Origin of the sequence: Shewanella ulleungensis (assembly GCF_014648315.1) — a bacterium.
Taxonomy (GTDB): Bacteria; Pseudomonadota; Gammaproteobacteria; order Enterobacterales; family Shewanellaceae; genus Shewanella; species Shewanella ulleungensis.
Genome location: NZ_BMQW01000012.1, coordinates 70,766 through 97,204, shown reverse-complemented (window position 1 = coordinate 97,204; position 26,439 = coordinate 70,766). Strand labels below are relative to the sequence as shown.

Here is a 26,439-nt window from a genome sequence, read left to right as displayed (position 1 = left end):
AGCCTCCTTTCTATTATGAGTGTAAGCGCCCTTCTGGCTGCTCGAAGATTAAATCTTCCATTTGCTCGTAAGCAGACTCATTTCCTGGCACGTTGAATAGTACCATTAATACTACCCATTTAAGATCTTCTAACACCAATGTGGGCTCGTCTAGCTCCATAACACGATCGATGACCATTTCACGGGTTTCAACACTGAGCACTTGAATTTGCTCTAAGAACAGCAAAAATCCACGGCACTCAACATCTAACTTAGCCATCTCCGCTTTGGTGTAAATACGGAATGAATGTTGCGCATGATTGCACAAGTATGGCTTATCGCTTTCTTGAAGATCAGCTAAGTGCTCTAACCAAGAAAGTGCTTTTATAATATCGACTTGATGAAAACCCGCTCGAGTTAACTCTTTAGTAAGCTCATCTTCATCCACTAATAGTTCAATTTCACTATGAACATAATTTTCAAATAAATACATGAGGATATCAAACATGGCTAACTCCTCTTTAGTCTGACGTAACCACCGGGCACTGCTGCAACCCACCCTTGTAACTCAAGTTCAAGCATTTGTATTAACACCAGATCTATTGGCTTCCCACTATCCTCAACAACCGCATCAATTGCAGTTGTTTCATAACCTACACTAGCTAACAGCGAAGGAAATGGCAAATCACAAATGTCATTATCCTGTATATGGTGCTGTCGATGCAATTGTTCAAGGTGATAATCCGATAAACTCCCTAACTCTTCTATTATATCGGCAGCAGACTCGACAAGTTTTGCGCCATTTTTGATTAAATCGTGACAACCTTGGCTATAACCGCCTAATACCGAGCCCGGCACAGCAAACACTTCCCGATTTTGTTCCATTGCTAAACGAGCGCTAATCAACGAGCCACTTTTACGACTGGCCTCAACCACAACAGTCCCCAAGCTTAAGCCGCTAACAATACGATTACGCTTAGGGAAGTTACCTGCATATGGCCCAATGTGAGGCCAATATTCACTAATAACACAACCTGAATGGATAATGTCGCGATACAACTGTTGATGTCGTTTAGGGTATACCCGCTCAACACCAGTGCCTAATACAGCCATCGTTGAACCATTAGCAGCTAAAGTTGCTTTGTGGGCCGCACCATCGATACCTGTTGCCATACCACTGGTAATAGCAAAACCTTGACTAGTAAGGTTATAAGCTAACTCAGCGGCAATATCTAAACCACCACGAGAAGCATTACGGCTACCAACTATAGCAATACTTGGAACCACCAAAGATTCAACGATACCTTTAATAAATAGCACTAATGGAGCGTCGGAAATTTGCTTTAGCAATGGAGGATAGAGTGGATCTGAGGGGGTTAAAATATAATGGTTTGGCTGCGATTGCTGCCATTCTAAAGCTTGTTCAACTTTATCTACGTCGATATGGCATTTGGCCAGCAGGTTTGCCGATAAAGGCAATCCCTGAGGCTCAAACTCTAGACGTTGACGAAGTTCTTCAACGTCCATCTGAGTTAGTAATTGTTGAATCCGAGTCGGTCCCAACCCGGATACTGCACAAACAACTAGCCAGTCGACCAGTTTATCAGAAATTATTCACCTTTTAGGGTTAAGGGCTCAGGCTTCACTAACTTATCACCTACACGAGCAGGGCGTTCATTGAACATAATTAGGCCTAAACTAGTCTTATCAAAGACTTTAAAGACTAATAAATTACCATGAAAGACATCAGGCATTTTATGGACCGTGTCTTCAGAGAAATGCGCTAACACTTTATCGTAAGATGAGCGATCTAAGGTGCGTACAGGTAATCCATCATTATTAATTGTAATATCTTCACCGTCGCGATACATCGAGAATACATGACCAGTCTCAACACCGTCTTCACTGCCACGGTCAAGGTAAACCACATCTAACTTACCAGCTTCACGAATTTTACCGTTGATAGCAATAATCGCTGCGGGTACGGCAAGGTCTGCGGCTTTAGGTACAAAGTAAGCAGACATTAAGGCTTCATCTTCTACTGGCGCAACTTTAAAGCCACCTTTAGTTTCGCGTAAGCTACTTAATAACTCTACTTTCGATATTGGCCCAGACTCAATCACTCGGCCACTAGAAGCTAAAATCATCTCTTGGCCTAGTAATGCATCACGCTCTAGCGCGAAAAACTCACGGCCTTTTTCATACATAGCCACTTTGAGCCCTAGCTCGAGTTGCGCATTAACATAAATAATATCGCTGACAACATGGTGAATAGATGGGCTTTCACCACTCATGACCATAGGTAAACTGGCATACCAAGCAGGATCAACTACGCGATTTTGTACTAAATAAGGTTGTATAAGCGCTAAATCAACCGCTGGAATAGGACCATCTTTTGATGCTATTCGACCTTCAGGGCTTTTTTTAATATGTTGTTTCACCACTAATCGCGGTTGACCATCGATAAACACCAATGTCAGTCTATCGCCAGGATAAATTAGATGTGGATTAGCAATTTGTGGGTTAACGCCCCACAATTTAGGCCAACGCCATGGATCATTTAAAAAATATCCTGAGATATCCCACAACGTATCGCCTTTTTTCACGACATACGTATCAGGATGTCCAGCCTTCAAAGTTAACGCATCAGCACTAACTCCAAAAATATTTAAAGATAAAAAAGCAAGTAAAAGTAAGCGTTTCATGGTGCGGTCCATGTTGTTTAGCTCTTTATTAGAGCTTTTTGCTGTTATTGATAGGCGGTAAGGATTAAAATTACCCTAATCGCAACAGCCAGTATAGCTAACTGGCTGAAATTTGACAGACTTGTTAAGAGTTTATATATGCCTATATTAAATGTTTTACGATTTCCAGATGAGCGTTTACGCACTATTGCTGAACCAGTCACCGATTTTGGGCCAGAACTTCAAACCCAAATTGATAACATGTTAGAAACAATGTACGAAGAAAAAGGCATTGGCCTTGCGGCTACACAAGTCGATTTCCATAAACAACTTATCGTTATGGACTTACAAGATGACGTGGCTCGCCCAACTATTTTCATTAATCCACAAATTACTAAAAGTAGTGGTGATTTTGCTAATGAAGAAGGTTGTTTATCCGTTCCGGGCATTTACGCCAAAGTGGATCGTGCTGAGTTTGTAACTCTAAAAGCACTAGACCGTCACGGCAAAGAATTTATCGTTGAAGCCGACGAGCTGTTTTCAATTTGTATCCAACACGAAATGGACCACCTCAAAGGTAAGTTATTTGTTGACTACTTGTCACCACTTAAACGTCAACGCATTAAAACTAAGCTTGAGAAAGAAGCCCGTTTAGCAGCTAAATAGGAAACGATTTGAAACCGTTAAAAATTATCTTTGCCGGTACTCCGGATTTTGCCGCCAGACATTTACAGGCGCTAATAGACTCAGAACACGACGTGATTGCCGTTTACTCACAACCAGACAGACCTGCTGGCCGTGGTAAAAAACTCACAGCAAGCCCCGTTAAAGTATTGGCTCAAGAGCATAATATCGCAGTGTTTCAACCAGCATCATTACGTAATGAAGCAGCACAGCAAGAATTATCAAATTTGCAAGCTGACATTATGGTAGTGGTAGCATATGGGTTAATCCTGCCAAAGATAGTACTTGATACGCCACGATTAGGTTGTATCAATGTACACGGTTCAATATTACCTCGCTGGCGTGGTGCTGCGCCTATTCAACGAGCATTATGGGCTGGCGACAGTGAAACCGGCGTCACCATCATGCAAATGGATATTGGCTTAGATACCGGTGACATGCTACTAAAAACGCACTTACCAATAGAAACAACAGATACCTCTGCCAGCCTGTATGAAAAATTGGCAGAACAAGGCCCTACCGCACTAGTTGATGCACTAACCGGGCTAAGTGAAGGCCGCCTAGTAGCTGAGAAACAAGATGAAAACCTAGCCAATTATGCGGAAAAACTGTCTAAAGAAGAAGCGCGCCTTGATTGGCACAAAAGTGCCAAGCAGTTATGGCAAGAAATTAGAGCATTTAATCCTTGGCCAGTGAGTTACTTTGAACACCAACAAAACGTGATCAAAGTCTGGCAGGCAACATACAATGCCCAAGCATGTTCACAAGCTCCTGGCACTATTATTACCGCCACTAAGCAAGGCATTGAAGTTGCTACGGCTGATGGCTCGTTAATCATTGAAACAATGCAATTACCCAACAAAAAGCCACTTGATGTGGCTGATATCCTTAATGCTCGTGGTGATTGGTTTGCTGCTGGTGTGTGTTTAAACCAAGAGGCTAACTAGCATGAATGTGCGTGCACTTGCGGCTAAAGCGATTTATGAAGTACTTGAAAAGGGAATGTCACTGTCGGTAGCCCTTCCCGAGCAACAGCAACACCTCGAAAACAGTAAAGACAAAGCCTTGTTGGCAGAACTCTGCTATGGAGTTATGCGCCAATTACCTCAACTAGATAAATGCGTAAGCGACTGTTTAGCGAAACCATTTAAAGGTAAACAGCGCATATTACACCAACTGTTGATTGTTGGCTGTTACCAACTCTACTTTACTCGCATCCCTGCTCATGCCGCCATTTCTGAAACAGCAGAGGCCTGTCGACAACTGCGTTTTGATGGCTTAGTCAAAGTCGTTAATGGGGTTTTGCGTAATATACAACGTCAAGATACTCCATTAAATATCGACTCTGATACGCTACGTTTTAACACCCCGGCATGGTTTATTAAACGCTTACAACAAGCGTACCCAAGTCATTGGCAATCCATCATTGAGCAAAGCCATCAGCGCCCACCAATGTGGTTACGTAACAATCGTTTATCGCAATCGCGTGAAGATTATTTAAGCGCATTAGCGGCGCAAGACATTCGTGCCGAAGCCGGTCCTAGCCCAGATTCAATTTTGCTTGAAAGCCCTAAAGATGTCGCCAACTTGCCAGAATTTATGCAAGGTGCAGCATCGGTACAAGATGGCGCGGCACAATGGGCTGCAACACTACTAGCGCCTATGGGTAATGAGCTGATTTTAGACGCATGCGCAGCCCCAGGAGGCAAAACCTGTCACCTGCTAGAACTCGCACCAAATATTGAATTAGTTGCAGTTGATTTCGATGTAAAGAGATTAGCGAGAGTGCAACAAAATCTGGACAGACTGCATTTAAAAGCGCAAGTTATTCACGGCGATGCCGCCAACATAGATTCGTGGTGGCAAGGGCAGCAATTTGACCGTATTTTACTTGATGCACCTTGCTCGGCAACAGGTGTTATTCGTCGTCACCCAGATATAAAATGGCTGCGTAAAAATAATGATATTGAAGAGTTAGCCACTTTGCAGCGACAAATTTTTGATCATTGTTGGCAATGGCTAAAGCCAGGCGGCACATTATTATATGCAACCTGCTCTATTTTACCGCAAGAAAACAGCCAGCAAGTGGAACAGTTTTTAGCACGTACGCCAGACGCCAAATTAGTGCCCATAGCACAACAGACGGATCCCAATGATATTGGCTGGCAAATATTATCAGGCCAAGACAATATGGATGGCTTTTATTACGCGCGCCTAGTTAAAGCAATTTAAGGATGTACCCAAAGCCATGAAAATTATTATTTTAGGGGCTGGACAAGTTGGTGGCACACTTGCTGAAAACTTGGTCGGTGAGAATAATGACATTACCTTAGTCGACAGCGACCGTGCGCGATTAAGACTTCTACAAGATAAGTTTGACTTACGCGTGGTGGTGGGTCATGGCGCTCATCCAAGTGTTTTAAAAGAAGCCGGTGCAGAAGATGCCGACATGTTAATTGCTGTGACAAACAGCGATGAATGTAATATGTCTGCCTGCCAAATTGCTTATACCTTATTCGGTACTCCAACCAAAATTGCCCGCATTCGCTCCGAAGCCTACCTAGACTTACAAGATAAACTGTTTATTAGTAGCGAAATAAAGACCGGTGATGCCAAGCCGCGTGGTGGCTTTATTATCGACGAACTCATTGCGCCCGAACAGTTAGTAACCACTTACATACAAAGATTGGTTGAATATCCGGGAGCACTACAAGTACTTGAATTTGCTAAAGGTAAATTAAGCCTTGTGGCAGTTAAAGCTTATTATGGTGGTCCATTAGTAGGTAATGCGCTCGCAACATTACGTGAACACATGCCAAATATTGATACCCGGGTCGCAGCTATTTTTAGGCAAGGTAGACCTATTATGCCGCGTGGTACCACCATTATTGAAGCCGACGACGAAGTGTTCTTTGTTGCTGACAGTCGTCATATTCGCGCGGTAATGAGTGAAATGCAAAAGCTGGATAATTCATACCGTAATATCATGATTGCGGGTGGTGGTAATATCGGTTTTGGCCTAGCGCAAAAACTGCAACGTACTCACTCAGTGAAGTTAATTGAACATCGCCAAGAACGTGCTGAACAACTGTCTGAAAAACTCGACAAAACCACGGTGTTTTGTGGTGATGCATCAGATCAAGAACTACTGCTTGAAGAACACATTGACCAAACCGATGTGTTTATTGCTGTCACCAACGATGATGAAGCCAATATCATGTCAGCATTATTGGCTAAACGTATGGGCGCTAAAAAAGTCATGGTGCTTATCCAGCGTGAAGCTTATGTTGATATCGTACAGGAAGCCAATATCGATATTGCCATTTCACCACAGCAAGCGACGATTTCTGCGCTGCTGACTCATATTCGTCAAGGCGATATTTGTAATGTTTACTCATTACGCCGAGGCGCGGCCGAAGCAATTGAAGCTATCGCTCACGGTGACTCAAGTACTTCTAAAGTTGTCGGTAAAAAAATTGGTGAGATAAAGCTACCACCAGGAACAACCATTGGTGCGATAGTCCGTAATGATGAAGTGTTGATGGGCCATGATAAAACCGTTATTGAACAGGGCGACCATGTTATTTTATTTTTAGTGAATAAAAAGTTTATTGGTGATGTTGAAAAACTATTTCAACCGAGTGCTTTTTTCTTTTAGGTTTTTATGTTTAACATAAAACAACTTATCTTTATTCTGGGTATTTTTCTCTCGATACTCACAGGGTTTATGTTGGTGCCAATGGCATTCGCGCTATTTTATGGCGAAGAGACTATTGGCGACTTTATGATATCGGGCCTATTTACGGGCTTTATCGCCATCCTTTGCCTGCAAAATGGCCGCAACCGCCAATTTAATCTCAATATTCGAGACATGTTCATGCTGACTAGCGTGACATGGTTCGTCGTCAGCTTATTTGCAGCATTGCCTTTCACCCTATATCACGGCATCAACTATACTGATGCATTTTTTGAAACCATGTCAGGGATCACCACTACGGGTTCTACTGTGCTAAGTGGATTAGACAAAATGGACCACAGCATTTTAGTGTGGCGATCTTTATTACAATGGTTGGGTGGCATTGGCTTTATTGTTATGGCTGTAGCGGTTTTACCTTTTCTTAACGTCGGTGGTATGCGCTTGTTTAGGACAGAGTCATCTGACTGGAGCGATAAAACCATGCCGCGCACCCAGAATATGGCCAAGCACTTATTTCAGGTCTATTTCGCGCTTACGCTGTTATGCGCCATAGCCTATCACCTTGCAGGAATGCACTGGTTTGAAGCCATTAACCACGCCATGACCACGTTATCAACTGGTGGCTACTCAACGTCTGATAGCTCCATGGCAGCATTTTCACATGAAGCTCATTGGGTGGGTATCGTATTTATGTTAGCGGGTGGATTACCGTTAATTATGTTTGTTCAATCAATCCAACAACGCAGTGTTCGATTATGGAATAACCAACAAGTAAAAGGTTTTTTACTGTTTGTTTTATTGGTGTCTTGTTCATTAGCGGTTTGGTTATGGCGACATCAACATCTAGATTTTATTGATGCCCTAAGATTATCAAGCTTTAATGTCATATCAGTTATCACTACTACAGGATACGGATTAACTGATTATCAAGCTTGGGGAGCTGTCGCGAGCGTGGCATTTTTGTTCTTAATGTTTATCGGTAGTTGTTCAGGATCTACATCTGGTGGGATAAAAATATTTCGATTCCAAATTGCTTTTTCAATTATGCGTCAACAAATAAAACAACAATTTCATCCTAATGGCGTGTTTAAAGAAAAATATAACGGCCATAGAATAACTGATGACATTGTCCGCTCAATTATGGCTTTCTTTATGCTGATGTTTGTGGTGATTTTAGGCTTATCGATTATCTTAGTGTTAACAGGTTTAGACCCAATGACCAGCTTTACAGGTGCAATCACAGCGGTAACCAACGTTGGACCAGGGTTAGGGCCAATAATCGGCCCTGCTGGTAACTTTGCCCCCTTGCCCGATATTGCTAAATGGGCCCTCGCTGTGGGTATGCTTTTAGGGCGCTTGGAAATCCTTACTGTAGCGGTATTATTTCACCCGAAGTTTTGGCGTTTCTAGAGCTTAGCTGAACTCAACTTGAGCCAGCTTAACAATATGATTGCCATAAGCTTTTACATCTTGCCAATCGGTATAGTCAATAATGGCGGTAGGATCTGTTGGTCCATCGGTCATTTTCATGATTAATCTAATCATTAGACTGTCATACCAAGGCCAAGATGGATAATCCACCTTTCCGGCAATTATCTTAACGTCTTGAGGTTTCCAGGCAGACAAGGTTAAAAACTTCTGTAGATATTTATTGTTTTCTGGAATGCGCTTTTCTGGATTACGCGCCACCACATTGACACAAAAAAAGCTATTTGGAATATTCGACAAAGCCTGCTGATGTTGACTAACAAATTCAAACACAGATTTATGATATGAGCCATACAAAACACAGGCGCCTAATGCTACAGCTTGATATTTAGACCAATCGATTGGCTGTTGTTTGGTTTCAAGAATACTCATCACATCGCATTGATCACCATTAGCGATAATTTGATCAGCAATAGCACGACTAATTTGAGCCGTGTGCCCTCCACGAGAATAGTAAAGTACTAATATATGCGCCATGTTATGCCTCAATACTGCTTTATTTGCCTCAGTTTGGCAAAAAAGCGAGTTTTAAACCTCTGCAATGATCACAAATTAGAAATAGCTCATATATTTAATAGTTAAAATTGAGATCTGTCTGGCGCAGAAGTATGATGACGTTAGATAGGCAGTTATTATTAAACTGACTCACGCTCACCAGATAGGAACACACATGCCACAAGATATCGATGTCGCAACCATGCTTAACAATGCAGAGACAGCCGCGCAATGGCTTAAGGCTATTGCTAACCCTTATCGACTGATGATTTTGTGTTTGCTACTGGAGAAAGAACACAGTGTGACAGAGCTTAACGAAACTGTTCCGTTAAGTCAGTCTGCGTTATCACAACACCTTGCGGTATTGCGCACTCAAGACTTAGTGCATACGCGCAAAAGCTCACAAGTTGTGTATTACACGCTTAAAAATGAGCAAGTAACCGAAGTGATATCAATTCTGCACCGCCGTTATTGCGCCTAATATCCATTAGGCGTTTAGTTAACGCTTTTGCGCCGCGATTTGTTTGGCATAATCGTTAACTTTATCCCAATCTGTAAATTCAAAAGTGCCACTGGTATCAGTCGGCCCTTTGGTCATCCACATAATAAAACGAATCATGACCTTGTCAAAAAAGCGATAACGAGGGTAATCAATCTTCCCCGCAAATACACCTAACATATTTGGTGTCCAAGCCGACAGCGTTAAAAACTTCTGCATATAGGGATTGGTCTCAGGAGTATTTTTAAGTGGTTTACGCGCCACAACGTTAACAGTAAAAAAGCTGTTTAATTTACTGTCTAGCAACGCCTGATGCTGCTCTGCAAACTTAAATAACTCTGGTCGATGCTTACCGTAACGAATACTGGCACCGATAACCACTTTATCAACAGTGGCTAGTTGTTCAGCCTTGGCATCAGTAAGGTTAATCACACTCACTTGCTCACCGTTGGCGATCAACACTTGCTCTATACGCTGGCAAATAGCGCGGGTTTGTCCATCGACGGTTGAGTATAAGATTGCAGTTTTTAACATTAATTTTTCCAAAATGTCGGCGTAAATAACACCAATAAAGTAAACACTTCTAAACGACCAAATAGCATGGCAAGAACCAATACCCATTTGGCACCATCAGACACATTGGCATAGCTTGATGCTACATCACCTAAACCTGGGCCTAAATTGTTTATGCTCGCAGCGGTAGCACTGAATGCCGTAATGGCATCCATGTCCATTGCCATTAAAATCACCATACACACAACAAACACAAGAGCGTAGGCAGAAAAGAACCCCCACACAGCATCAATGACTCTATCAGGTAATGCCTTAGAACCAATTCGAATAGAATACATTGCTTTAGGATGAACTAAACGCTTCAGTTCACGAGATCCTTGTAACACCAATAAAATAAGCCTGATCACTTTCATACCGCCACCGGTAGAGCCGGCGCAACCACCAATAAAGCTAGAAAATATTAATAGAATTGGCAAAAACAACGGCCAAGAATGAAAGCTTTCGGTGCCAAAACCTGCTGTAGTGGAAATAGAAACAACTTGGAAAAAGGCGTAATCGAGGGTTTGTTCAGCAGAATCATAAATACCTGACTGATATAAAGTAATGAAGCAAATCGCAGTTAACACCAACTGAACGGCAATTAACACTTTAAATTCAGCATCTTTAAAATAGATTTTAAAGTTAATGCCACGCCAGCTAAATGCGGCAAAATGCAGACTAAAATTGACCGCCGCAATCAATAAAAAAATCGCACAAATCACGTTAATTAATGGACTGTCGAAATACCCTAAACTTGCATCGTGAGTAGAAAAACCGCCAATAGCAATGGTGGAAAATGAATGACATATGGCATCAAACGCATCCATTCCAGCAAAGTAAAACGCTAACGCACACGCGGTGGTTAACATAAAGTAGATATACCACAATGCTTTAGCGGTTTCGGCTATTCGTGGTGTAACCTTAGTGTCTTTTACTGGTCCGGGTACTTCTGCTTTATACAGCTGCATACCACCAATGCCTAACAGTGGTAAAATAGCCACGGCCAGTACAATAATCCCCATACCGCCCATCCACTGAAGCAGATGTCGATAAAACAAAATTGATTTAGGCAGGTCGTCGAGGCCAACAATCACGGTTGCCCCTGTGGTAGTTAACGCAGAAAATGATTCAAAGAAACTGTCTGTCCAGCTGAGGTCGGGCTCATTGGCAAAAATAAATGGTAAAGCACCAATTGAACCAAGCACAGTCCAGAACAGCACAACAATGAGGAAGCCTTCTCGAGTTCGTAAATCACCTTTTTGATGGCGATTGGGATACCACAATAAAAAACCTAAAAAGATACTGACAAAAAAGGCCTGAATAAACGCAGTACCACCACCATCTTTGTACAAGATAGCCACTAATGCTGACGGCAGCATGGTGATAGAAAATAATCCCATTAGCAAACCGGTGATTCTAATAATTGTTTTATATTGCATTAAGGATTCTGTTTAAGTTGTGCTGCATCGAATTTAACAATTGAGTGACAGTTTGGCATAAGTTCGTCATAGCTCAAACAGTAAACTTTACTTGTAACTGGCCCTGGGTTTGGGTTGCTAAGGCTTGATTAAAAGCCTGATGGTACGATTTTGCTAATTCAAACTGTATTTCAACCTTATCGGTAAATACTTTATCGATAACTATGCCATCATGCTGATCAATTAAATATTCAATATCTGTGAGTTGTGCATAATGACACACTATACTTGCAGGGTATCGAATATGCTTAATGCGAGTTTGCATTTGAGTTAAGCCTTGCTTGATACCCGAGGTATAAGCACGCACTAATCCTCCTACGCCAAGTTTAGTTCCCCCAAAATAACGCACGACAATAACACCAAGCTCACCAATATTAGCGCCCTGCAAACAAGCCAACATCGGTTTTCCAGCACTTCCAGATGGCTCGCCATCATCACTAGCGCCCATATCAACCGTATTTTCAGGACTACCAGCTACAAATGCATAGCAATAATGGCTCGCACCTGGATATTGATTTTTAATGTCAGTAAGCGCTAACTTCATTTGTTGTTGATTAGAGCAATGAAATAACAAAGAGATAAAGCGACTATGCTTTATCTCTTCTTCTATCAGTACGTTAGCTTGTGGTATTAAGTATGACTCAATCAACTAAACCAAACTCTCTTGTCATGTTTTCAACTCGGTTGTGATGCACGATCACGTTATCTTCAATCCGGATCCCACCAAAAGGACGTAATTCATCGACCACTTTCCAGTTAATCGCATGTTTGGCCGTAGACGATAATTGCTCGAGCAGTGTGTCTATAATATACAGACCCGGCTCGATAGTTAGCACCTGATTAGCAGCTAGAACACGGGTACAACGTAAAAATGGATGCGCCTCTGGTGCAGCGATATGAGTACCACGTTCATCATGAGTATAACCCCCCATATCATGTACCTGTAATCCCAACATATGCCCTAACCCATGTGGGAAAAATGCACTGGTAATACCCTGAGACACTAATTGTTCAACTGTACCATTTGCCAAACCAAAGTCGATTAGCAGTTGAGCAATATGTTCATGAGTTGCAATATGAAGATCGACATATTTAACCCCGGGTCTCATTTGCTCAATGATAGAGAGCTGTACTTTATCAAGTGCGACGATAAGCTCATAAAAACGATTTTTCTCAAAAGAGTAAGTACGAGTAATGTCTGCAGCATAACCCTGAAAATTAGCACCAGCATCAATCAAAAAAGACAGTCGCTGCGCAGGCTTAGCATGCTCTAAAGCCGTGTAATGTAAAATCGCTGCATTTTGATTTAATGCCACAATATTACCGTAGGGAACGTCGTTTTCCCCTTGGCCAATTTCCAGTAAATAACATTGCTGAATTTCGAATTCACTTGCCCCATTATAAAATGCATTTTTAGCCGCTAAATGGCCCTTTACTGCAATTTTATTAGCGCCGCGCATACATTCGAGTTCGTATTGTGTCTTATCTGCCCGATGAAAATGCAAGTAATTCATCACAGCATCAGGGTTTCGAGCGGTAAAACCGAGTACATCAGCAACATCTAAGTACTCGCCAATATAAGCCCATGAAGCAATATTTTTAGGCAAGTAATCGGCAATACGATCAGGTTTGGTTAATAGCTGAATATTAAAGTGTTCAGTCCAAAACGCTTGTGGTACGTCATTCACTTTGTGCCAAAAATCGACTGGACGATAAAATACGAGGGTTGGTTTATCCTGACCATTCGCTATCACCCAGCAATTGGGCGTATCTAAAATAGGTAACCAAGCTTTAAATTGCGGATTAACTTTGAAGGGATAATTTAAGTCATCTAAAAACTGTCGATGCGGCTGTCCGGAATGAATCACTAGGCCTGAGATGTTTTCACGCTGACAAATATCAGCTACACGACGATTTAGTTCCCCAATGTGTGCATGATATAAATGAGCTAACTGTTCCATTGACTATCCCTTTCATAAGTTTTAACTCAATAAGTCTATCACAAACAGAAAAACTCATCGCTAGATGATAAAAAATTAAACGGCCGTTTAAATTGGGTGTTGTAATTTTTCTCATTTAGTCGCACACTGAGAATTAGCTGGTCAATAGATGGCCGAAACTGCTGTGATTCAAGCTTGATAACTGCACAGTAAATAAGATGTGGAAGTCGCTTTTAAGCAATAAGGAAGCAAGCAATGATCTACCAAAGCCCTACCATTCAGGTTGAGTTACTTGAAGATAATATTGCCAAACTTTGTTTTAACGCACAAGGTTCGGTAAACAAGTTCGACAGAGAAACTCTAGCCTCTCTTGATGCCGCACTAGACAGCATCAAACAAAACACCAACATTAAGGCGTTACTGCTGACATCGGCAAAAAGCACTTTCATTGTTGGCGCTGATATTACTGAATTTTTAACGTTGTTTCAGCAAGACGATGCAACGTTACTTGCGTGGGTTGAACAAGCTAACGCAGTATTTAACAAATTAGAAGACTTACCGTTCCCAACCGTATCTGCGGTTAATGGTTTTGCATTAGGCGGTGGTTGCGAAACCATTTTAGCAACTGACTTACGAGTTGCAGATACGAATGCCCGTATCGGTTTACCAGAAACCAAATTAGGTCTTATTCCTGGTTTTGGCGGTACAGTGCGTTTACCCCGTGTTATCGGTGCCGATAACGCACTTGAGTGGATCACCACCGCGAAAGATCAACGCCCAGAAGACGCATTAAAAGTCGGCGCAATTGATGCCGTAGTCGCGCCAGAAAATCTAGAAGTTGCGGCACTGCAAATGTTACATGATGCTTTAAATGGCAGTATTGACTGGCAAGCTCGTCGTACTCAAAAGCAGTCTCCACTAATACTCCCTAAACTTGAAGCTATGATGTCTTTTGCTACGGCAAAAGGAATGGTGTTCTCTGTTGCAGGCAAGCATTATCCAGCGCCTATGGCTGCTGTGAATGTAGTTGAACAAGCAGCAGGTTTAGACCGTGATGGCGCATTAAAAGTGGAAGCACAAGCATTCATTAAATTGGCTAAAACAGATGTAGCACAAGCTCTAATTGGTATCTTCTTAAATGACCAGTTCGTTAAAGGCAAAGCCAAAAAAGCCAGCAAGCTAGCTAAAGATGTTAACCAAGCAGCTGTATTGGGTGCAGGCATTATGGGCGGCGGTATTGCTTACCAAAGCGCCAGCAAAGGCACACCAATTGTAATGAAAGACATCGCTCAGCCTGCATTAGAGCTTGGCCTAAACGAAGCGGCTAAAATTCTGACAACTCAAGTTGCACGCGGTCGCTCTACGCCAGAAAAAATGGCTAAAGTATTAAACAACATCACGCCTTCTCTAGATTATGCGGCTATTAAAGGTAGCGATATTGTTGTTGAAGCGGTTGTTGAACATCCAAAAGTGAAGGCTACTGTACTGGCTGAAGTTGAAGGCTATGTATCAGAAGATGCCATTATTGCATCTAACACTTCAACTATCTCAATCAACTTGTTGGCAAAAAGCCTTAAGAAACCAGAACGTTTCTGCGGTATGCACTTCTTTAACCCAGTACACAAAATGCCGTTAGTTGAAGTTATTCGTGGCGAGCACAGCTCAGATGAAACTATTGCATCAGTTGTAGCTTACGCAAGTAAAATGGGTAAAACCCCAATCGTAGTCAATGATTGCCCAGGCTTCTTCGTTAACCGCGTATTGTTCCCATATTTTGCTGGCTTCAGTGGTCTACTTGCTGAAGGTGCAGACTTTGCCGCTGTCGATAAAGTCATGGAGAAACAGTTCGGTTGGCCAATGGGCCCAGCATACTTACTTGACGTAGTTGGCTTAGATACAGGCCATCATGCACAAGCGGTAATGGCAGAAGGTTTCCCAGACCGCATGGGTAAAAATGGCAAAGATGCTATCGATATTATGTTTGAAAACAAGCGCCTAGGTCAGAAAAACACCAAAGGATTCTATGCTTACTCAGTTGACCGTCGCGGTAAACCGAAAAAAGACATTGATCCAACAAGCTACGAATTATTAAGTGCTGAGTTTGGCGCCTTAAAAGCATTTGAGTCTGATGACATCATTGCTCGCTGTATGATCCCAATGATCATCGAAACGGTTCGTTGTTTAGAAGAAGGCATTATTGCATCACCTGCTGAAGGCGATATGGGTCTAGTTTATGGTATTGGTTTCCCTCCATTCCGTGGCGGTGTATTCCGTTATTTAGACACAATGGGCGTAGCAAACTTTGTTGCCCTAGCAGATAAATACGCACATCTTGGCGGCTTATATCAAGTCACCGATGCAATGCGTGAACTTGCAGCCAACAACGGTAGTTATTACCAAGCCTAATCAGTGGGAAAGGAATTAAATCATGAAACAAGCTGTTATCGTAGACTGCATTCGCACCCCAATGGGCCGCTCTAAGGCTGGGGTATTTAGAAATGTACGTGCAGAAACTCTTTCTGCAGAATTAATGAAAGCACTTATGGTGCGTAATCCACAATTAGACCCTAACGATATTGAAGATGTAATTTGGGGTTGTGTGCAACAAACACTAGAACAAGGCTTTAACATTGCTCGTAATGCTTCATTGTTAGCTGGTATTCCTAAAACAGCAGGTGCTGTAACGGTAAACCGTTTATGTGGTTCGTCTATGGACGCACTACATCAAGCAGCTCGTGCCATTATGACAGGCCAAGGCGACACCTTTATTATTGGTGGTGTTGAGCACATGGGTCATGTACCAATGAACCACGGCGTAGATTTTCACCCAGGCCTTGCAAACCGCGTAGCTAAGGCATCTGGCATGATGGGCTTAACAGCTGAAATGTTAGGTAAAATGCACGGTATTACTCGTGAGCAACAAGATGCATTTGCCGTACGTTCTCATCAACGTGCACATGCAGCAACCATCGAAGGTCGCTTTGCTAAAGAGATTTGGGGTATCGAAGGTCACGATGCAAGCGGTGCATTGATTAAAGTGATGACAGATGAAGTTATTCGTCCTGAAACATCATTAGAATCTTTAGCTGGCTTACGTCCTGCATTTGACCCAGCAAACGGTACTGTTACTGCGGGTACATCATCAGCGTTATCAGACGGTGCTTCTGCAATGTTAGTGATGGAAGAATCTAAAGCTCGAGCTTTAGGCTTAACCATTCGTGCACGTATTCGTTCAATGGCTGTTGCCGGTTGTGATGCTGCAATTATGGGCTATGGCCCAGTTCCAGCCACCAAAAAAGCATTAGCACGTGCAGGCCTTTCTGTTGCAGATTTAGATTTAATTGAATTGAACGAAGCGTTTGCAGCACAGTCTTTACCTTGTGTTAAAGATCTTGGCCTACAAGATGTTGTCGATGAAAAGATTAACCTTAACGGAGGTGCAATAGCATTGGGTCATCCATTAGGTTGTTCTGGTGCTCGTATCTCAACAACATTGATAAACTTAATGGAAGAGAAAGATGCAACGCTGGGTCTTGCCACTATGTGTATCGGTTTAGGTCAAGGTATCGCGACAGTATTTGAACGCGTTTAACGCTTAACAATATCTGTCGTTACATTTTTACTTTTAGAAACGAGCCCAATCGGCTCGTTTTTTTATTTTTTAATTTTTATACTTTGACTAATGTTCCACGTGAAACATGTTTTATGAAAATTATAAAATATCCAAAAACGATACAAATCGAGGTGTGTTAGAGAAACTCAAACTTGGCAAGCATTACTGACAAGAGTAATATTGGCGCAATTAGACTAGTAAAAAGATTCCAATTCAATGACTGATATATATTCTCAAGCACAACATCAACTCGATGCTCTTGGTCTTCGTTGCCCAGAACCCGTTATGATGATCCGCAAAACTGTTCGAAAAATGACTGATGGTGAGACATTACTTGTCATCGCTGATGATCCTGCAACCACACGCGATATTCCAAGTTTTTGTGAATTTATGGACCACACGTTAATTGCTAGTGACACCAGCAAAACACCCTATCAATACCTACTCAAAAAAGGACTGTAATACATGGCCATCACATTGGAAGCAATCGCCTATAAAACAGCAAAGCGCGGCATAATGAAACCCGCCTTTTGTGCCAATGTGACTTTAGAGCGTGGTGTTGAAAATGATATTTTTGGCCGTCCAGGTAAACGTCAAGTAACCGTAATATCTCAACAACAATGGCAAATAGCCTGTGAGCAAATTGATGCAGATTTGGATTGGTTAACGCGTAGAGCTAATTTATTAATCAGTGGCTATCAGTTTAGTGCTGCTGATGTCGGTAAAGTGATTTCGATTGGCCAAGATCTTCAATTACACATAACCGGTGAAACTGACCCATGTAAAAAAATGGAAATATCTCACCCAGGTTTAGAACAGGCATTACGACCAGACTGGCGTGGTGGTGTAACTTGTCGAGTCATTCAAGCAGGATTAATACAACCTGATGACCTTGTCACTATTGCTTAACCGATAAACGAGTTAACTCATTTTCATTTAAGCCTTCCCTATTACACTTCACTAATTTCATACATGCAAATTACTGACATGCATCTATGTTAAAGTCTGTCATTAATTGAAACAGATTTGTTGTACACCTTATCTAAAATTTATGCGATAAAGGTAACATTCATACTACAAGCACAGTAAAGCTAATCCTAAAGAGTATGCAAAAATGCTCATTGACTAGGATACTTAGCTTGATTAACTCCACGAAAATAAAAATGAAACGGATAATCGACTCTATGTTTACTCATAAACTAAAACCACTTTATACCGCCATTGCTCTATCGCTTGGCATGAGCACTGCAAGCTTTGCCACTGAAGATGACAAGACTAAATGGCAAGTGAACTCACCAGAAAATGCCCCGCTAGAAAAAATTGATATCAATGTCACCGAAGGAACATGGATGAACGTCAATGTTTCACCAGACGGCAAACATATTGTATTTGATCTGCTAGGCGATATTTATCAGATGCCGATTTCAGGTGGTGAAGCTAAGCCTCTTGCTCAAGGTATTGCTTGGCAAATGCAACCAGTTTACAGTCCAGATGGCAAACACATTGCCTTTACCACCGATGAAGATGGCGGTGATAATATCTGGATTATGGATGCGGACGGCTCAAATCCACATCCGGTCACCAAAGAAACTTTTCGATTACTCAACAGCCCAGCATGGAGCCCAGACTCACAATACTTGGTTGCTCGTAAACACTATACCGGGACCCGTAGTTTAGGCGCTGGAGAAGTATGGATGTATCACGTTGCTGGCGGTGAAGGCGTTAAATTAACCGAACGCCCAAATGAGCAAAAAGATTTAGGTGAACCTGCCTACTCGCCAGATGGCCGCTATATTTACTTTAGCCAAGATGCAACACCAGGAAAAACCTTTCACTATTCTAAAGACTCAGTAAAAGGCATCTATAAAATTAAGCGTTATGACACACAAACCGGTGATATTGAAGTATTGATTGAAGGAACAGGTGGTGCAATTCGCCCAACACCGAGCCCTGATGGAAAAACCTTAGCGTATATTAAACGTGATGGATTTCAATCTACACTTTACTCTCTTGATTTAAAGTCAGGAGCAGAAACTAAACTTTACGACAAGCTTGACCGTGATATGCAAGAAACCTGGGCTATCCATGGCGTCTATCCCACTATGTCTTGGACCAAAGATAACAAGCACATTGTTTTTTGGGCACAAGGTAAAATTAATAAGATCGATGTCGACAGCAAAAAAGTCAGCGACATTCCATTTAACATTAAAGGCCAACGCGATATTCAACCCGCTGTGCGCTTTACCCAAAACCTAGATCAAGATCAATTTGATGTAAAAATGCTCCGTATGGCCCAAGTTTCACCAGATGGTGAAAAAGTGGTATTTGAGGCACTAGGTAAGATTTGGATACGCGATATTAACGGTGGTAAACATAAGCGCCTTACTCGTTTAGATGATGATATAAACGAACTGTTCCCGCAGTGGTCGCGCGATGGCAAAGACATTGTATTTACAACCTGGAACGATCAACAACAAGGCACTGTTAGTGTAGTTAGTGCTCGAGGCGGAAAAGCCAAAGTACTTACCAGCGAACCGGGGAAATACGTTGAACCTACCTTTTCACCTAACGGCGATTACATTGTTTACCGCAAAGCTCGTGGCGGTTATATGACACCGCGTACCTGGTCACAAGAACCCGGTTTATACAAAGTTGATACTAAAGGTAAGCAAAATACCAAGCTAACAGCTAGCGGTCATCAACCACAGTTTGGCGCCGATTCAGACCGCGTCTATTTTATGGATTATGGTAAAACCCCAGAGTTTGTCTCTATTGGCATGAATGGTTTTGAAAAGCGTACCCATTACACCAGTGACCATGCTACAGAGTTTCGTTTATCACCAGATGGTGAACACTTAGCATTTGCAGAACGCTTTAGAGTATACGTGACCCCATTTGCTAAACACGGTGAAACTATTGCAATTGGACCTAAAGCGACTAACTTACCTATTAGCCAACTAAGTACTCGTGCGGGTGAAAGTATCAGTTGGAATGGTAAAAACAACCAACTATATTGGACATTAGGGCCTGAGTTATATCAAGCCGATGTCGACACTCAATACACAAAATCAGACAAAAAAGTAGAACCTAAAGTTACTGCCATTGGATTTAAAGATAAAGCAGATGTTCCACGTGGAACAGTGGTATTTGTCGGCGGTAAAGTCATTACCATGGAAAATGACCAAGTCATCGACAATGGCGTTGTCATTGTAAAAGACAATAAAATTAGCCAGGTTGGTGATGCGACATTAGCTATTCCAGAAAACGCACAGGTTATCGATATCTCTGGCAAAACAATTATGCCAGGATTATTTGATGCCCATGCTCATGGTGGGCAGGCAGATGATGAAATTATTCCTCAGCAAAACTGGGCGTTGTATTCTGGCCTGTCGCTAGGGGTAACTTCAATTCACGATCCATCAAATGATACCACCGAAATATTTGCCGCATCTGAACAACAAAAATCAGGCAAAATTGTTGGACCACGTATTTTCTCGACAGGTACCATTTTATATGGCGCAAACCTACCGGGTTACACCTCGCACGTAGATTCTTTAGATGATGCAAAATTTCACTTAGAACGTCTTAAAAAAGTTGGCGCATTTAGTGTGAAAAGTTACAACCAACCTCGTCGAGATCAACGTCAGCAGATTATTGCCGCAGCGCGCGAACTCGAAATGATGGTTGTACCTGAGGGAGGTAGCTTGTTGCAACACAACCTATCGATGGCTGCTGATGGGCATACAACGTTAGAACACTCATTACCTGTGGCATCTATCTACAGTGACATTAAACAGTTCTGGAGCCAAACTAAAGTTAATTACACGCCGACACTAGTCGTTTCTTATGGTGGCATATCAGGTGAACATTACTGGTATGACAAAACAGATGTTTGGGCTCACCCACGCCTAAGTATGTATGTACCGCATGATATTTTAGATGCACGCTCAATGCGCAGAACTACAGCGCCAGATGAACATTATAACCACTTCAATGTTGCTAGAGTGGCCAATGAACTTAATGATTTAGGTGTTAAAGTTAATATTGGTGCTCATGGTCAACGAGAAGGTTTAGCCGCTCATTGGGAAATGTGGATGTTTGCACAAGGCGGCATGAGTAATATGGATGTGCTCAAAACCGCAACCATTAACCCAGCGACGACTTTCGGCATGGATCATCAGTTAGGTTCAATTAAGCCGGGTAAATTAGCAGACTTAATTGTTATTGATGGTGATCCATTAACAGATATACGTAGCACAGATAAAGTCACCTACACCATGGTTAACGGTAAATTGTTTAACTCAGAAACCATGAACGAATTAAATGGTGATAAACAAAAACGTAAAGCGTTTTTCTTTGAAAAAAACTAATTATCTCAATGAAAAAATTGAGTAAACAAAAAGGGTGTTCCACGTGGAACACCCTTTTTTATTAACCATAATAAATATTGCTGATGATCAATACTGACCGTAGCAATGACAATCTGTCGTATGATCATTTACCATTCCAACAGCCTGCATAAATGCATAACAGATAGTGGGCCCAACAAAGTTAAAGCCTAGTTTTTTAAGCGCTTTTGACATTGCTTCAGATTCTGGGGTTTGAGCTGGCACCTGGCTTAAGTTTTCAAAATGATTGACCTTAGGTACGCCTCCAATAAAGCTCCATAAAAAAACAGAGAAATCATTACCCTGCTCAACAAACGCCATATATGCTTTTGCGTTTTTGATGATCGAGTTTATTTTTAATCGGTTGCGTACAATGCCGGGCTCGAGCATTAGTGCTTCAACTTTAACTTGGTCAAACTCGACAATCAGACTTGGCTCAAAACCAGCAAACAACTGTTCATAGTTTTGCTGTTTTTTTAAAATCGTAATCCACGACAATCCCGCTTGTTGACCATCTAAACATAATTTAGCAAACAACTGTTTGGCATCATATTCAGGCCGCCCCCAAACAGTATCGTGATAATGTTGATATAAAGGGTCTTCACTTACCCAGCCACATCGGTTAACTTGCATGATACGGTTCCAATAACGTTTTTATTCATACGTTAAAAAATAACCTACATCTGCCTTGCTCTACAAGGTATAATCATTACCATTTTCTATTCATAGCCTGACAGTAGTAGACATGACGACGAAACACGACGTAAAGACATTTCAGGGTTTCATCCTAACCCTTCAGGAATATTGGGCGCAGCAAGGTTGCGCAATTGTCCAACCTCTCGATATGGAAGTTGGTGCTGGTACTTTCCACCCGCAGACGTTCTTACGCTCATTAGGCCCAGAGCCAATGAGTAGCGCATATGTGCAGCCGTCTCGCCGTCCTACAGATGGACGCTATGGTGAAAACCCAAACCGCTTGCAGCACTATTACCAATTCCAAGTGGTATTAAAACCATCACCAGACAACATTCAAGAGCTTTACCTAGGCTCATTAGAAGCCCTTGGTATTGATACTCAAGTTCATGACATTCGCTTTGTTGAAGACAACTGGGAATCACCAACATTAGGCGCTTGGGGTCTAGGCTGGGAAGTGTGGCTTAACGGTATGGAAGTAACTCAGTTTACTTACTTCCAACAAGTGGGCGGTATTGAATGTAGCCCAGTAACGGGTGAGATCACTTATGGTCTTGAGCGTTTAGCGATGTACATTCAAGAAGTCGACAGTGTATATGATCTTGTTTGGACCGACGGACCTCGTGGCCGTGTAACCTACGGTGACATTTTTCATCAAAATGAAGTTGAACAATCAACTTATAACTTTGAACATGCCGATGTCGACTTTATGTTCACAATGTTCGATCAATGCGAAAAAATGTGCCAGCATTTATTATCGTTAGAAAAACCTCTACCACTACCAGCTTACGAGCAAGTAATGAAAGCCTCTCATGCTTTCAACTTACTTGATGCTCGTCATGCCATTTCAGTAACAGAGCGCCAGCGTTATATCTTACGCGTTCGTACCATGGCTAAAGGTGTAGCAGAATCTTATTATCAAGCACGAGAAGCTCTTGGCTTCCCAATGTGTAAGTAGAGGTCTCCAATGAAATTTGAAAACTTACTCATTGAAGTGGGAACAGAAGAGTTACCGCCAAAGTCATTACGTACATTAGCAGAGTCTTTTTTAGCCAACTTTACCGATGAACTAACCAAAGCAGACTTACCGTTTAACTCTGCTGTTTGGTATGCAGCTCCTCGTCGTTTAGCCATTAACGTTGTAGGTTTAGCGCTTGCTCAAGCAGATAAAGTCGTTGAAAAGCGCGGTCCAGCTGTGAGTTCGGCATTTGATGCAGATGGTAATCCAACAAAAGCGGCTCAAGGTTGGGCGCGTGGTAACGGTATTACTGTTGAGCAGGCTGAACGTTTAGTCACAGACAAAGGTGAATGGCTCGTTCATCAAGCTAAAGTGGTTGGTGTTGATACTAAAAGCCTGATTGCAGACATGGCACAACGTGCACTTGATAAATTGCCTATCCCAAAACCAATGCGTTGGGGCAGTAATAAAACCCAGTTTATTCGTCCTGTTCACACCATTACTATGTTATTGGGTAGCGAATTAATCGCTGGTGAATTATTGGGCATAAAATCAGATCGCGTTATTCGCGGCCACCGTTTTATGGGTCAGGCTACGTTCGAACTAGACCATGCAGATAATTATTTAACTGCGCTAAAAGAGCAAGGTAAAGTACTGGCTGATTATCAATTACGTAAATCATTAATTAAAGCAGACTCTGAAGCAGCAGCTGCCAAAATTGGTGGTGTAGCAGACATTCAAGAAGACCTATTAGAAGAAGTGGCATCATTGGTTGAATGGCCAATAGTGTTAACGGCCAGTTTTGAAGAAAAGTTTTTAGCCGTTCCGTCTGAAGCCCTTGTGTATACAATGAAAGGCGACCAGAAATACTTCCCGGTATTTGATAAAACAGGCAATTTGTTACCTAACTTTATTTTCGTTACCAATATCGAATCTAAAGACCCACAACAAATTATTTCAGGTAATGAGAAAGTCGTTCGCCCTCGCCTAGCCGATGCAGAGTTCTTCTTTAATACTGATAAAAAGCACACGCTAGAGTCACGTTTAAGCAGCCTTGAAACAGTCGTGTTCCAAAAGCAACTAGGTACTCTTAAAGCACGTGTTGAACGTATTTCAACACTTGCGGGCTTTATCGCTAGTGAACTAGATGCTCAAGGTGTTAGCACCAGCAGCGTTGATGCAAGTCGTGCTGGCCTATTGTCTAAAACAGACTTAATGACCAATATGGTCATGGAGTTTACCGACACTCAAGGCACTATGGGTATGCATTATGCTCGCCTTGATGGTGAAACTGAAGACGTTGCCATTGCGCTTGAAGAACAATATAAGCCTAAATTTTCTGGTGATACTGTTCCAACTGCGAGCGTATCATGTGCTGTAGCCCTAGCTGAAAAACTAGATACCTTAGTAGGTATCTTTGGCATTGGTCAGGCACCTAAAGGCGCGGCAGACCCATTTGCACTTCGACGTGCAGCTATCGGTATTTTACGTATTATTGTTGAAAACAATCTACCACTTGATTTAGTCGATTTAATTGCTAAAGCCCAAGCGTTACACGCAGATAATGTCAGCAACAACAATACAGCCGAAGACGTACTTGAATTTTTAATGGCGCGTTTCCGTAGCTGGTATCAAGACAAAGGCATTCAAGTTGACGTGATTTTAGCAGTATTAGCTCGTCGCCCTACACGTCCAGCTGATTTTGATAGTCGCGTTAAAGCCGTATCGCACTTCCGTGGTTTAGAGGCGTCTACTGCGCTTGCTGCTGCTAATAAACGTGTTTCTAACATCTTGGCCAAAGTTGAAGGTGAACTACCTGCAAACATCAACCAAGCACTCTTAACAGAAACCGCTGAAAAAGCATTGGCCGATAAACTCGCGCAACTACAACCTCAGTTGGCACCATTATTTGCCAATGCCGATTATCAACAAGCATTAACATTATTAGCAGATTTACGTGAAAGCGTGGATCAGTTCTTTGAAGATGTGATGGTAATGGCTGACGACGAAGCATTAAAAAATAACCGTTTAGCGTTATTAACCAACCTTCGTGAGCAGTTCTTACATGTAGCTGATATTTCATTACTTCAATAATGTAGTATTGCAGTAATAAAAAAGCGCCGAAAGGCGCTTTTTTGTTTAGTTATTTTTAACATTAATAATAGTAAAGGCATAAACTTACATTGATAATTTAATGCTTAAAAATCAAATTTAAAACTCAATCAGTTTTTGATGCAAATCTGCAAACTCTTGTTCATTAATCTCCACTTGCGCCAATAATACAGCCAATACTGATTGTGATAATTTATCTGCTTGCAGCAGCATAGAGCACTCACTAATGATATTTGCTTTCCAAATGAGTAACGTCATCTCATCATCAGGTTTAATATTGGTATTCGCTAGTAGCGTTAACGGTAATTCAAAATGCTGTGGTAACTGCCAATAACGCACCAACAGTGCGCTTAGTGCCAAAGATTTGGTGGTCATTATCTGTTTAAACAACATTGAGCTAGGTTGTTCACCTGGTTCAGCCTGGTAAAATGCATCCACCAGCATTTTAAAAATCGCAATTTTTCCCACATCGTGCAGTAATGCAACCAAAAAAGCACGTTGTCGTAATTCTGGACCAGCCAATTCACTGGACAAAAAAGCCACCTGCATAGAATGACGCCAAATTTCAGCACCAAAACGTCTGAAATATATTGGCTTAATATCAATCATTTCGCGGGCTAAACAGCTAGTAATAAACTGCCTCAAACGCTGTCGACCAACTTGCACTAGCGCTTGATGAATACTGGTAACATCATCGTCCGCTCGTTTAAATGCAGGTGAATTACATAATTTAAGCACTTCAATACACAGTAATGGATCTTGCTCAATCAACTGAATTAACTCTTGAGTATCAATATTGTCATCGGCCAGCTTTTTATCTAATTCAAGAATTTTACTCGGCAACTTCAATACATTATCTGCAATGGCTTGTGGTGAACTTAATGCTTGTTCAATTTTTTGCATCACACTGCGCTCTAAATTATTAGCGATACCTGTGGTGTCAGTTTGCGAACTGGCAAACAAAAAACTGTAAAACAAGGATGACAAATCTAACTGCGACTCTACGGCCTGTTTTGTACTCACTTCAATAGCAGGCTTTACGGCTGATTTTGGTGATTGCTGACGTTTCTCGACCGCTGTGCGGCCAGTAAATTTTACTTGTTCATTGCGGTCTCGGATATTAAACAGCTTCTTAAAAAAACTTGTTACCACAATAAAGAGCCTTATATAAATGAATTA

The 26,439-nt window shown here is 41.8% G+C and carries 23 protein-coding genes; 13 read left to right on the top strand and 10 right to left on the bottom strand.

The annotated features are described in order from the left end of the window. Positions 1-13: 13 nt before the first annotated feature. From IEY40_RS17900 to IEY40_RS17890, 3 genes are read right to left on the bottom strand one after another with little or no spacing between them, the layout of a single operon-like run. Entirely contained in the window at positions 14-487 is a 474-nt protein-coding gene (locus IEY40_RS17900) for a DUF494 family protein (protein ID WP_101033474.1), read from the bottom strand. 2 nt (positions 488-489) lie between these two features. Next, on the bottom strand, positions 490-1,542 hold the full coding sequence (gene dprA / locus IEY40_RS17895) for a DNA-processing protein DprA (protein ID WP_489753966.1): 1,053 nt from the start codon (positions 1,540-1,542) through the stop codon (positions 490-492). A 47-nt stretch (positions 1,543-1,589) separates the two neighbouring features. Next, entirely contained in the window at positions 1,590-2,696 is a 1,107-nt protein-coding gene (locus tag IEY40_RS17890) for a LysM peptidoglycan-binding domain-containing protein (protein ID WP_188958617.1), read from the bottom strand. A 126-nt stretch (positions 2,697-2,822) separates the two neighbouring features. Here IEY40_RS17890 and def point away from each other — a divergent pair, with 126 nt between their 5' ends. From def to IEY40_RS17865, 5 genes are read left to right on the top strand one after another with little or no spacing between them, the layout of a single operon-like run. Next, entirely contained in the window at positions 2,823-3,329 is a 507-nt protein-coding gene (gene def, locus IEY40_RS17885; protein ID WP_229777153.1) for a peptide deformylase, read from the top strand. Positions 3,330-3,337: 8 nt separating this feature from the next. After that, on the top strand, positions 3,338-4,294 hold the full coding sequence (gene fmt / locus IEY40_RS17880) for a methionyl-tRNA formyltransferase (protein WP_188958614.1): 957 nt from the start codon (positions 3,338-3,340) through the stop codon (positions 4,292-4,294). 1 nt (position 4,295) lies between these two features. After that, complete coding sequence (rsmB, locus tag IEY40_RS17875; protein ID WP_188958612.1) at positions 4,296-5,579, top strand: 16S rRNA (cytosine(967)-C(5))-methyltransferase RsmB; 1,284 nt, start codon at positions 4,296-4,298, stop codon at positions 5,577-5,579. Between the two features lie 16 nt (positions 5,580-5,595). Beyond that, the gene (trkA, locus tag IEY40_RS17870) at positions 5,596-7,005 is read left to right on the top strand and encodes a Trk system potassium transporter TrkA (protein ID WP_188958610.1); all 1,410 of its coding nucleotides are present in this window, start codon (positions 5,596-5,598) and stop codon (positions 7,003-7,005) included. Between the two features lie 6 nt (positions 7,006-7,011). Next, the gene (locus IEY40_RS17865; protein WP_188958608.1) at positions 7,012-8,454 is read left to right on the top strand and encodes a TrkH family potassium uptake protein; all 1,443 of its coding nucleotides are present in this window, start codon (positions 7,012-7,014) and stop codon (positions 8,452-8,454) included. 3 nt (positions 8,455-8,457) lie between these two features. Here IEY40_RS17865 and hemG (IEY40_RS17860) read toward each other — a convergent pair whose 3' ends face one another. After that, positions 8,458-9,009, bottom strand: coding sequence for a menaquinone-dependent protoporphyrinogen IX dehydrogenase (hemG, locus tag IEY40_RS17860; protein ID WP_188958606.1), 552 nt, complete (start codon positions 9,007-9,009; stop codon positions 8,458-8,460). 193 nt (positions 9,010-9,202) lie between these two features. On the opposite strand from hemG (IEY40_RS17860), the gene IEY40_RS17855 reads away from it, so the two are divergent. Then, on the top strand, positions 9,203-9,508 hold the full coding sequence (locus tag IEY40_RS17855; protein WP_188958604.1) for an ArsR/SmtB family transcription factor: 306 nt from the start codon (positions 9,203-9,205) through the stop codon (positions 9,506-9,508). A gap of 18 nt (positions 9,509-9,526) precedes the next feature. Here the strand turns inward: IEY40_RS17855 and hemG (IEY40_RS17850) are convergent, their stop codons facing one another. From hemG (IEY40_RS17850) to pepQ, 4 genes are all read right to left on the bottom strand, one after another. Further along, a complete protein-coding gene (gene hemG / locus IEY40_RS17850; protein ID WP_188958601.1) occupies positions 9,527-10,060 on the bottom strand; it encodes a menaquinone-dependent protoporphyrinogen IX dehydrogenase in 534 nt (177 codons plus the stop codon). Next, entirely contained in the window at positions 10,060-11,517 is a 1,458-nt protein-coding gene (locus tag IEY40_RS17845) for a TrkH family potassium uptake protein (RefSeq protein WP_188958599.1), read from the bottom strand. The genes hemG (IEY40_RS17850) and IEY40_RS17845 overlap by 1 nt, the downstream gene beginning before the upstream one ends. 73 nt (positions 11,518-11,590) lie before the next feature. After that, complete coding sequence (locus tag IEY40_RS17840; protein WP_188958597.1) at positions 11,591-12,205, bottom strand: YigZ family protein; 615 nt, start codon at positions 12,203-12,205, stop codon at positions 11,591-11,593. Next, a complete protein-coding gene (gene pepQ, locus IEY40_RS17835) occupies positions 12,198-13,517 on the bottom strand; it encodes a Xaa-Pro dipeptidase (protein WP_188958595.1) in 1,320 nt (439 codons plus the stop codon). Before pepQ ends, IEY40_RS17840 begins: the two co-directional genes overlap by 8 nt. A gap of 234 nt (positions 13,518-13,751) precedes the next feature. On the opposite strand from pepQ, the gene fadB reads away from it, so the two are divergent. The 5 genes from fadB to IEY40_RS17810 all read left to right on the top strand — a co-directional run bounded on the left by fadB (position 13,752) and on the right by IEY40_RS17810 (position 21,479). Next, entirely contained in the window at positions 13,752-15,902 is a 2,151-nt protein-coding gene (fadB, locus tag IEY40_RS17830) for a fatty acid oxidation complex subunit alpha FadB (RefSeq protein ID WP_188958592.1), read from the top strand. Positions 15,903-15,924: 22 nt separating this feature from the next. Continuing rightward, positions 15,925-17,088, top strand: coding sequence for an acetyl-CoA C-acyltransferase FadA (gene fadA, locus IEY40_RS17825; RefSeq protein ID WP_188958590.1), 1,164 nt, complete (start codon positions 15,925-15,927; stop codon positions 17,086-17,088). A 237-nt stretch (positions 17,089-17,325) separates the two neighbouring features. Beyond that, on the top strand, positions 17,326-17,571 hold the full coding sequence (tusA, locus tag IEY40_RS17820; RefSeq protein ID WP_188958588.1) for a sulfurtransferase TusA: 246 nt from the start codon (positions 17,326-17,328) through the stop codon (positions 17,569-17,571). A 3-nt stretch (positions 17,572-17,574) separates the two neighbouring features. Next, positions 17,575-18,018 carry an MOSC domain-containing protein gene (locus IEY40_RS17815; protein ID WP_188958586.1) on the top strand — a complete coding sequence of 148 codons (444 nt, stop codon included), beginning with the start codon at positions 17,575-17,577 and terminating at the stop codon, positions 18,016-18,018. Between the two features lie 275 nt (positions 18,019-18,293). Continuing rightward, positions 18,294-21,479 carry an amidohydrolase family protein gene (locus IEY40_RS17810; protein WP_188958632.1) on the top strand — a complete coding sequence of 1,062 codons (3,186 nt, stop codon included), beginning with the start codon at positions 18,294-18,296 and terminating at the stop codon, positions 21,477-21,479. An 87-nt stretch (positions 21,480-21,566) separates the two neighbouring features. On the opposite strand, the gene IEY40_RS17805 is transcribed toward IEY40_RS17810, so the two are convergent. Further along, positions 21,567-22,130 (bottom strand): DNA-3-methyladenine glycosylase I, encoded by a 564-nt coding sequence (locus tag IEY40_RS17805; protein WP_188958584.1) that lies wholly within the window; start codon positions 22,128-22,130, stop codon positions 21,567-21,569. Positions 22,131-22,242: 112 nt separating this feature from the next. Between IEY40_RS17805 and glyQ the strand changes: the two genes are divergently transcribed. Together glyQ and glyS are read left to right on the top strand one after the other, a co-directional pair. Next, positions 22,243-23,148, top strand: coding sequence for a glycine--tRNA ligase subunit alpha (glyQ, locus tag IEY40_RS17800; protein WP_188958582.1), 906 nt, complete (start codon positions 22,243-22,245; stop codon positions 23,146-23,148). Between the two features lie 9 nt (positions 23,149-23,157). After that, on the top strand, positions 23,158-25,242 hold the full coding sequence (glyS, locus tag IEY40_RS17795; RefSeq protein WP_188958580.1) for a glycine--tRNA ligase subunit beta: 2,085 nt from the start codon (positions 23,158-23,160) through the stop codon (positions 25,240-25,242). Positions 25,243-25,359: 117 nt separating this feature from the next. Here the strand turns inward: glyS and IEY40_RS17790 are convergent, their stop codons facing one another. Continuing rightward, on the bottom strand, positions 25,360-26,412 hold the full coding sequence (locus IEY40_RS17790) for an HDOD domain-containing protein (RefSeq protein ID WP_188958578.1): 1,053 nt from the start codon (positions 26,410-26,412) through the stop codon (positions 25,360-25,362). Between the last annotated feature and the right edge of the window lie 27 nt (positions 26,413-26,439).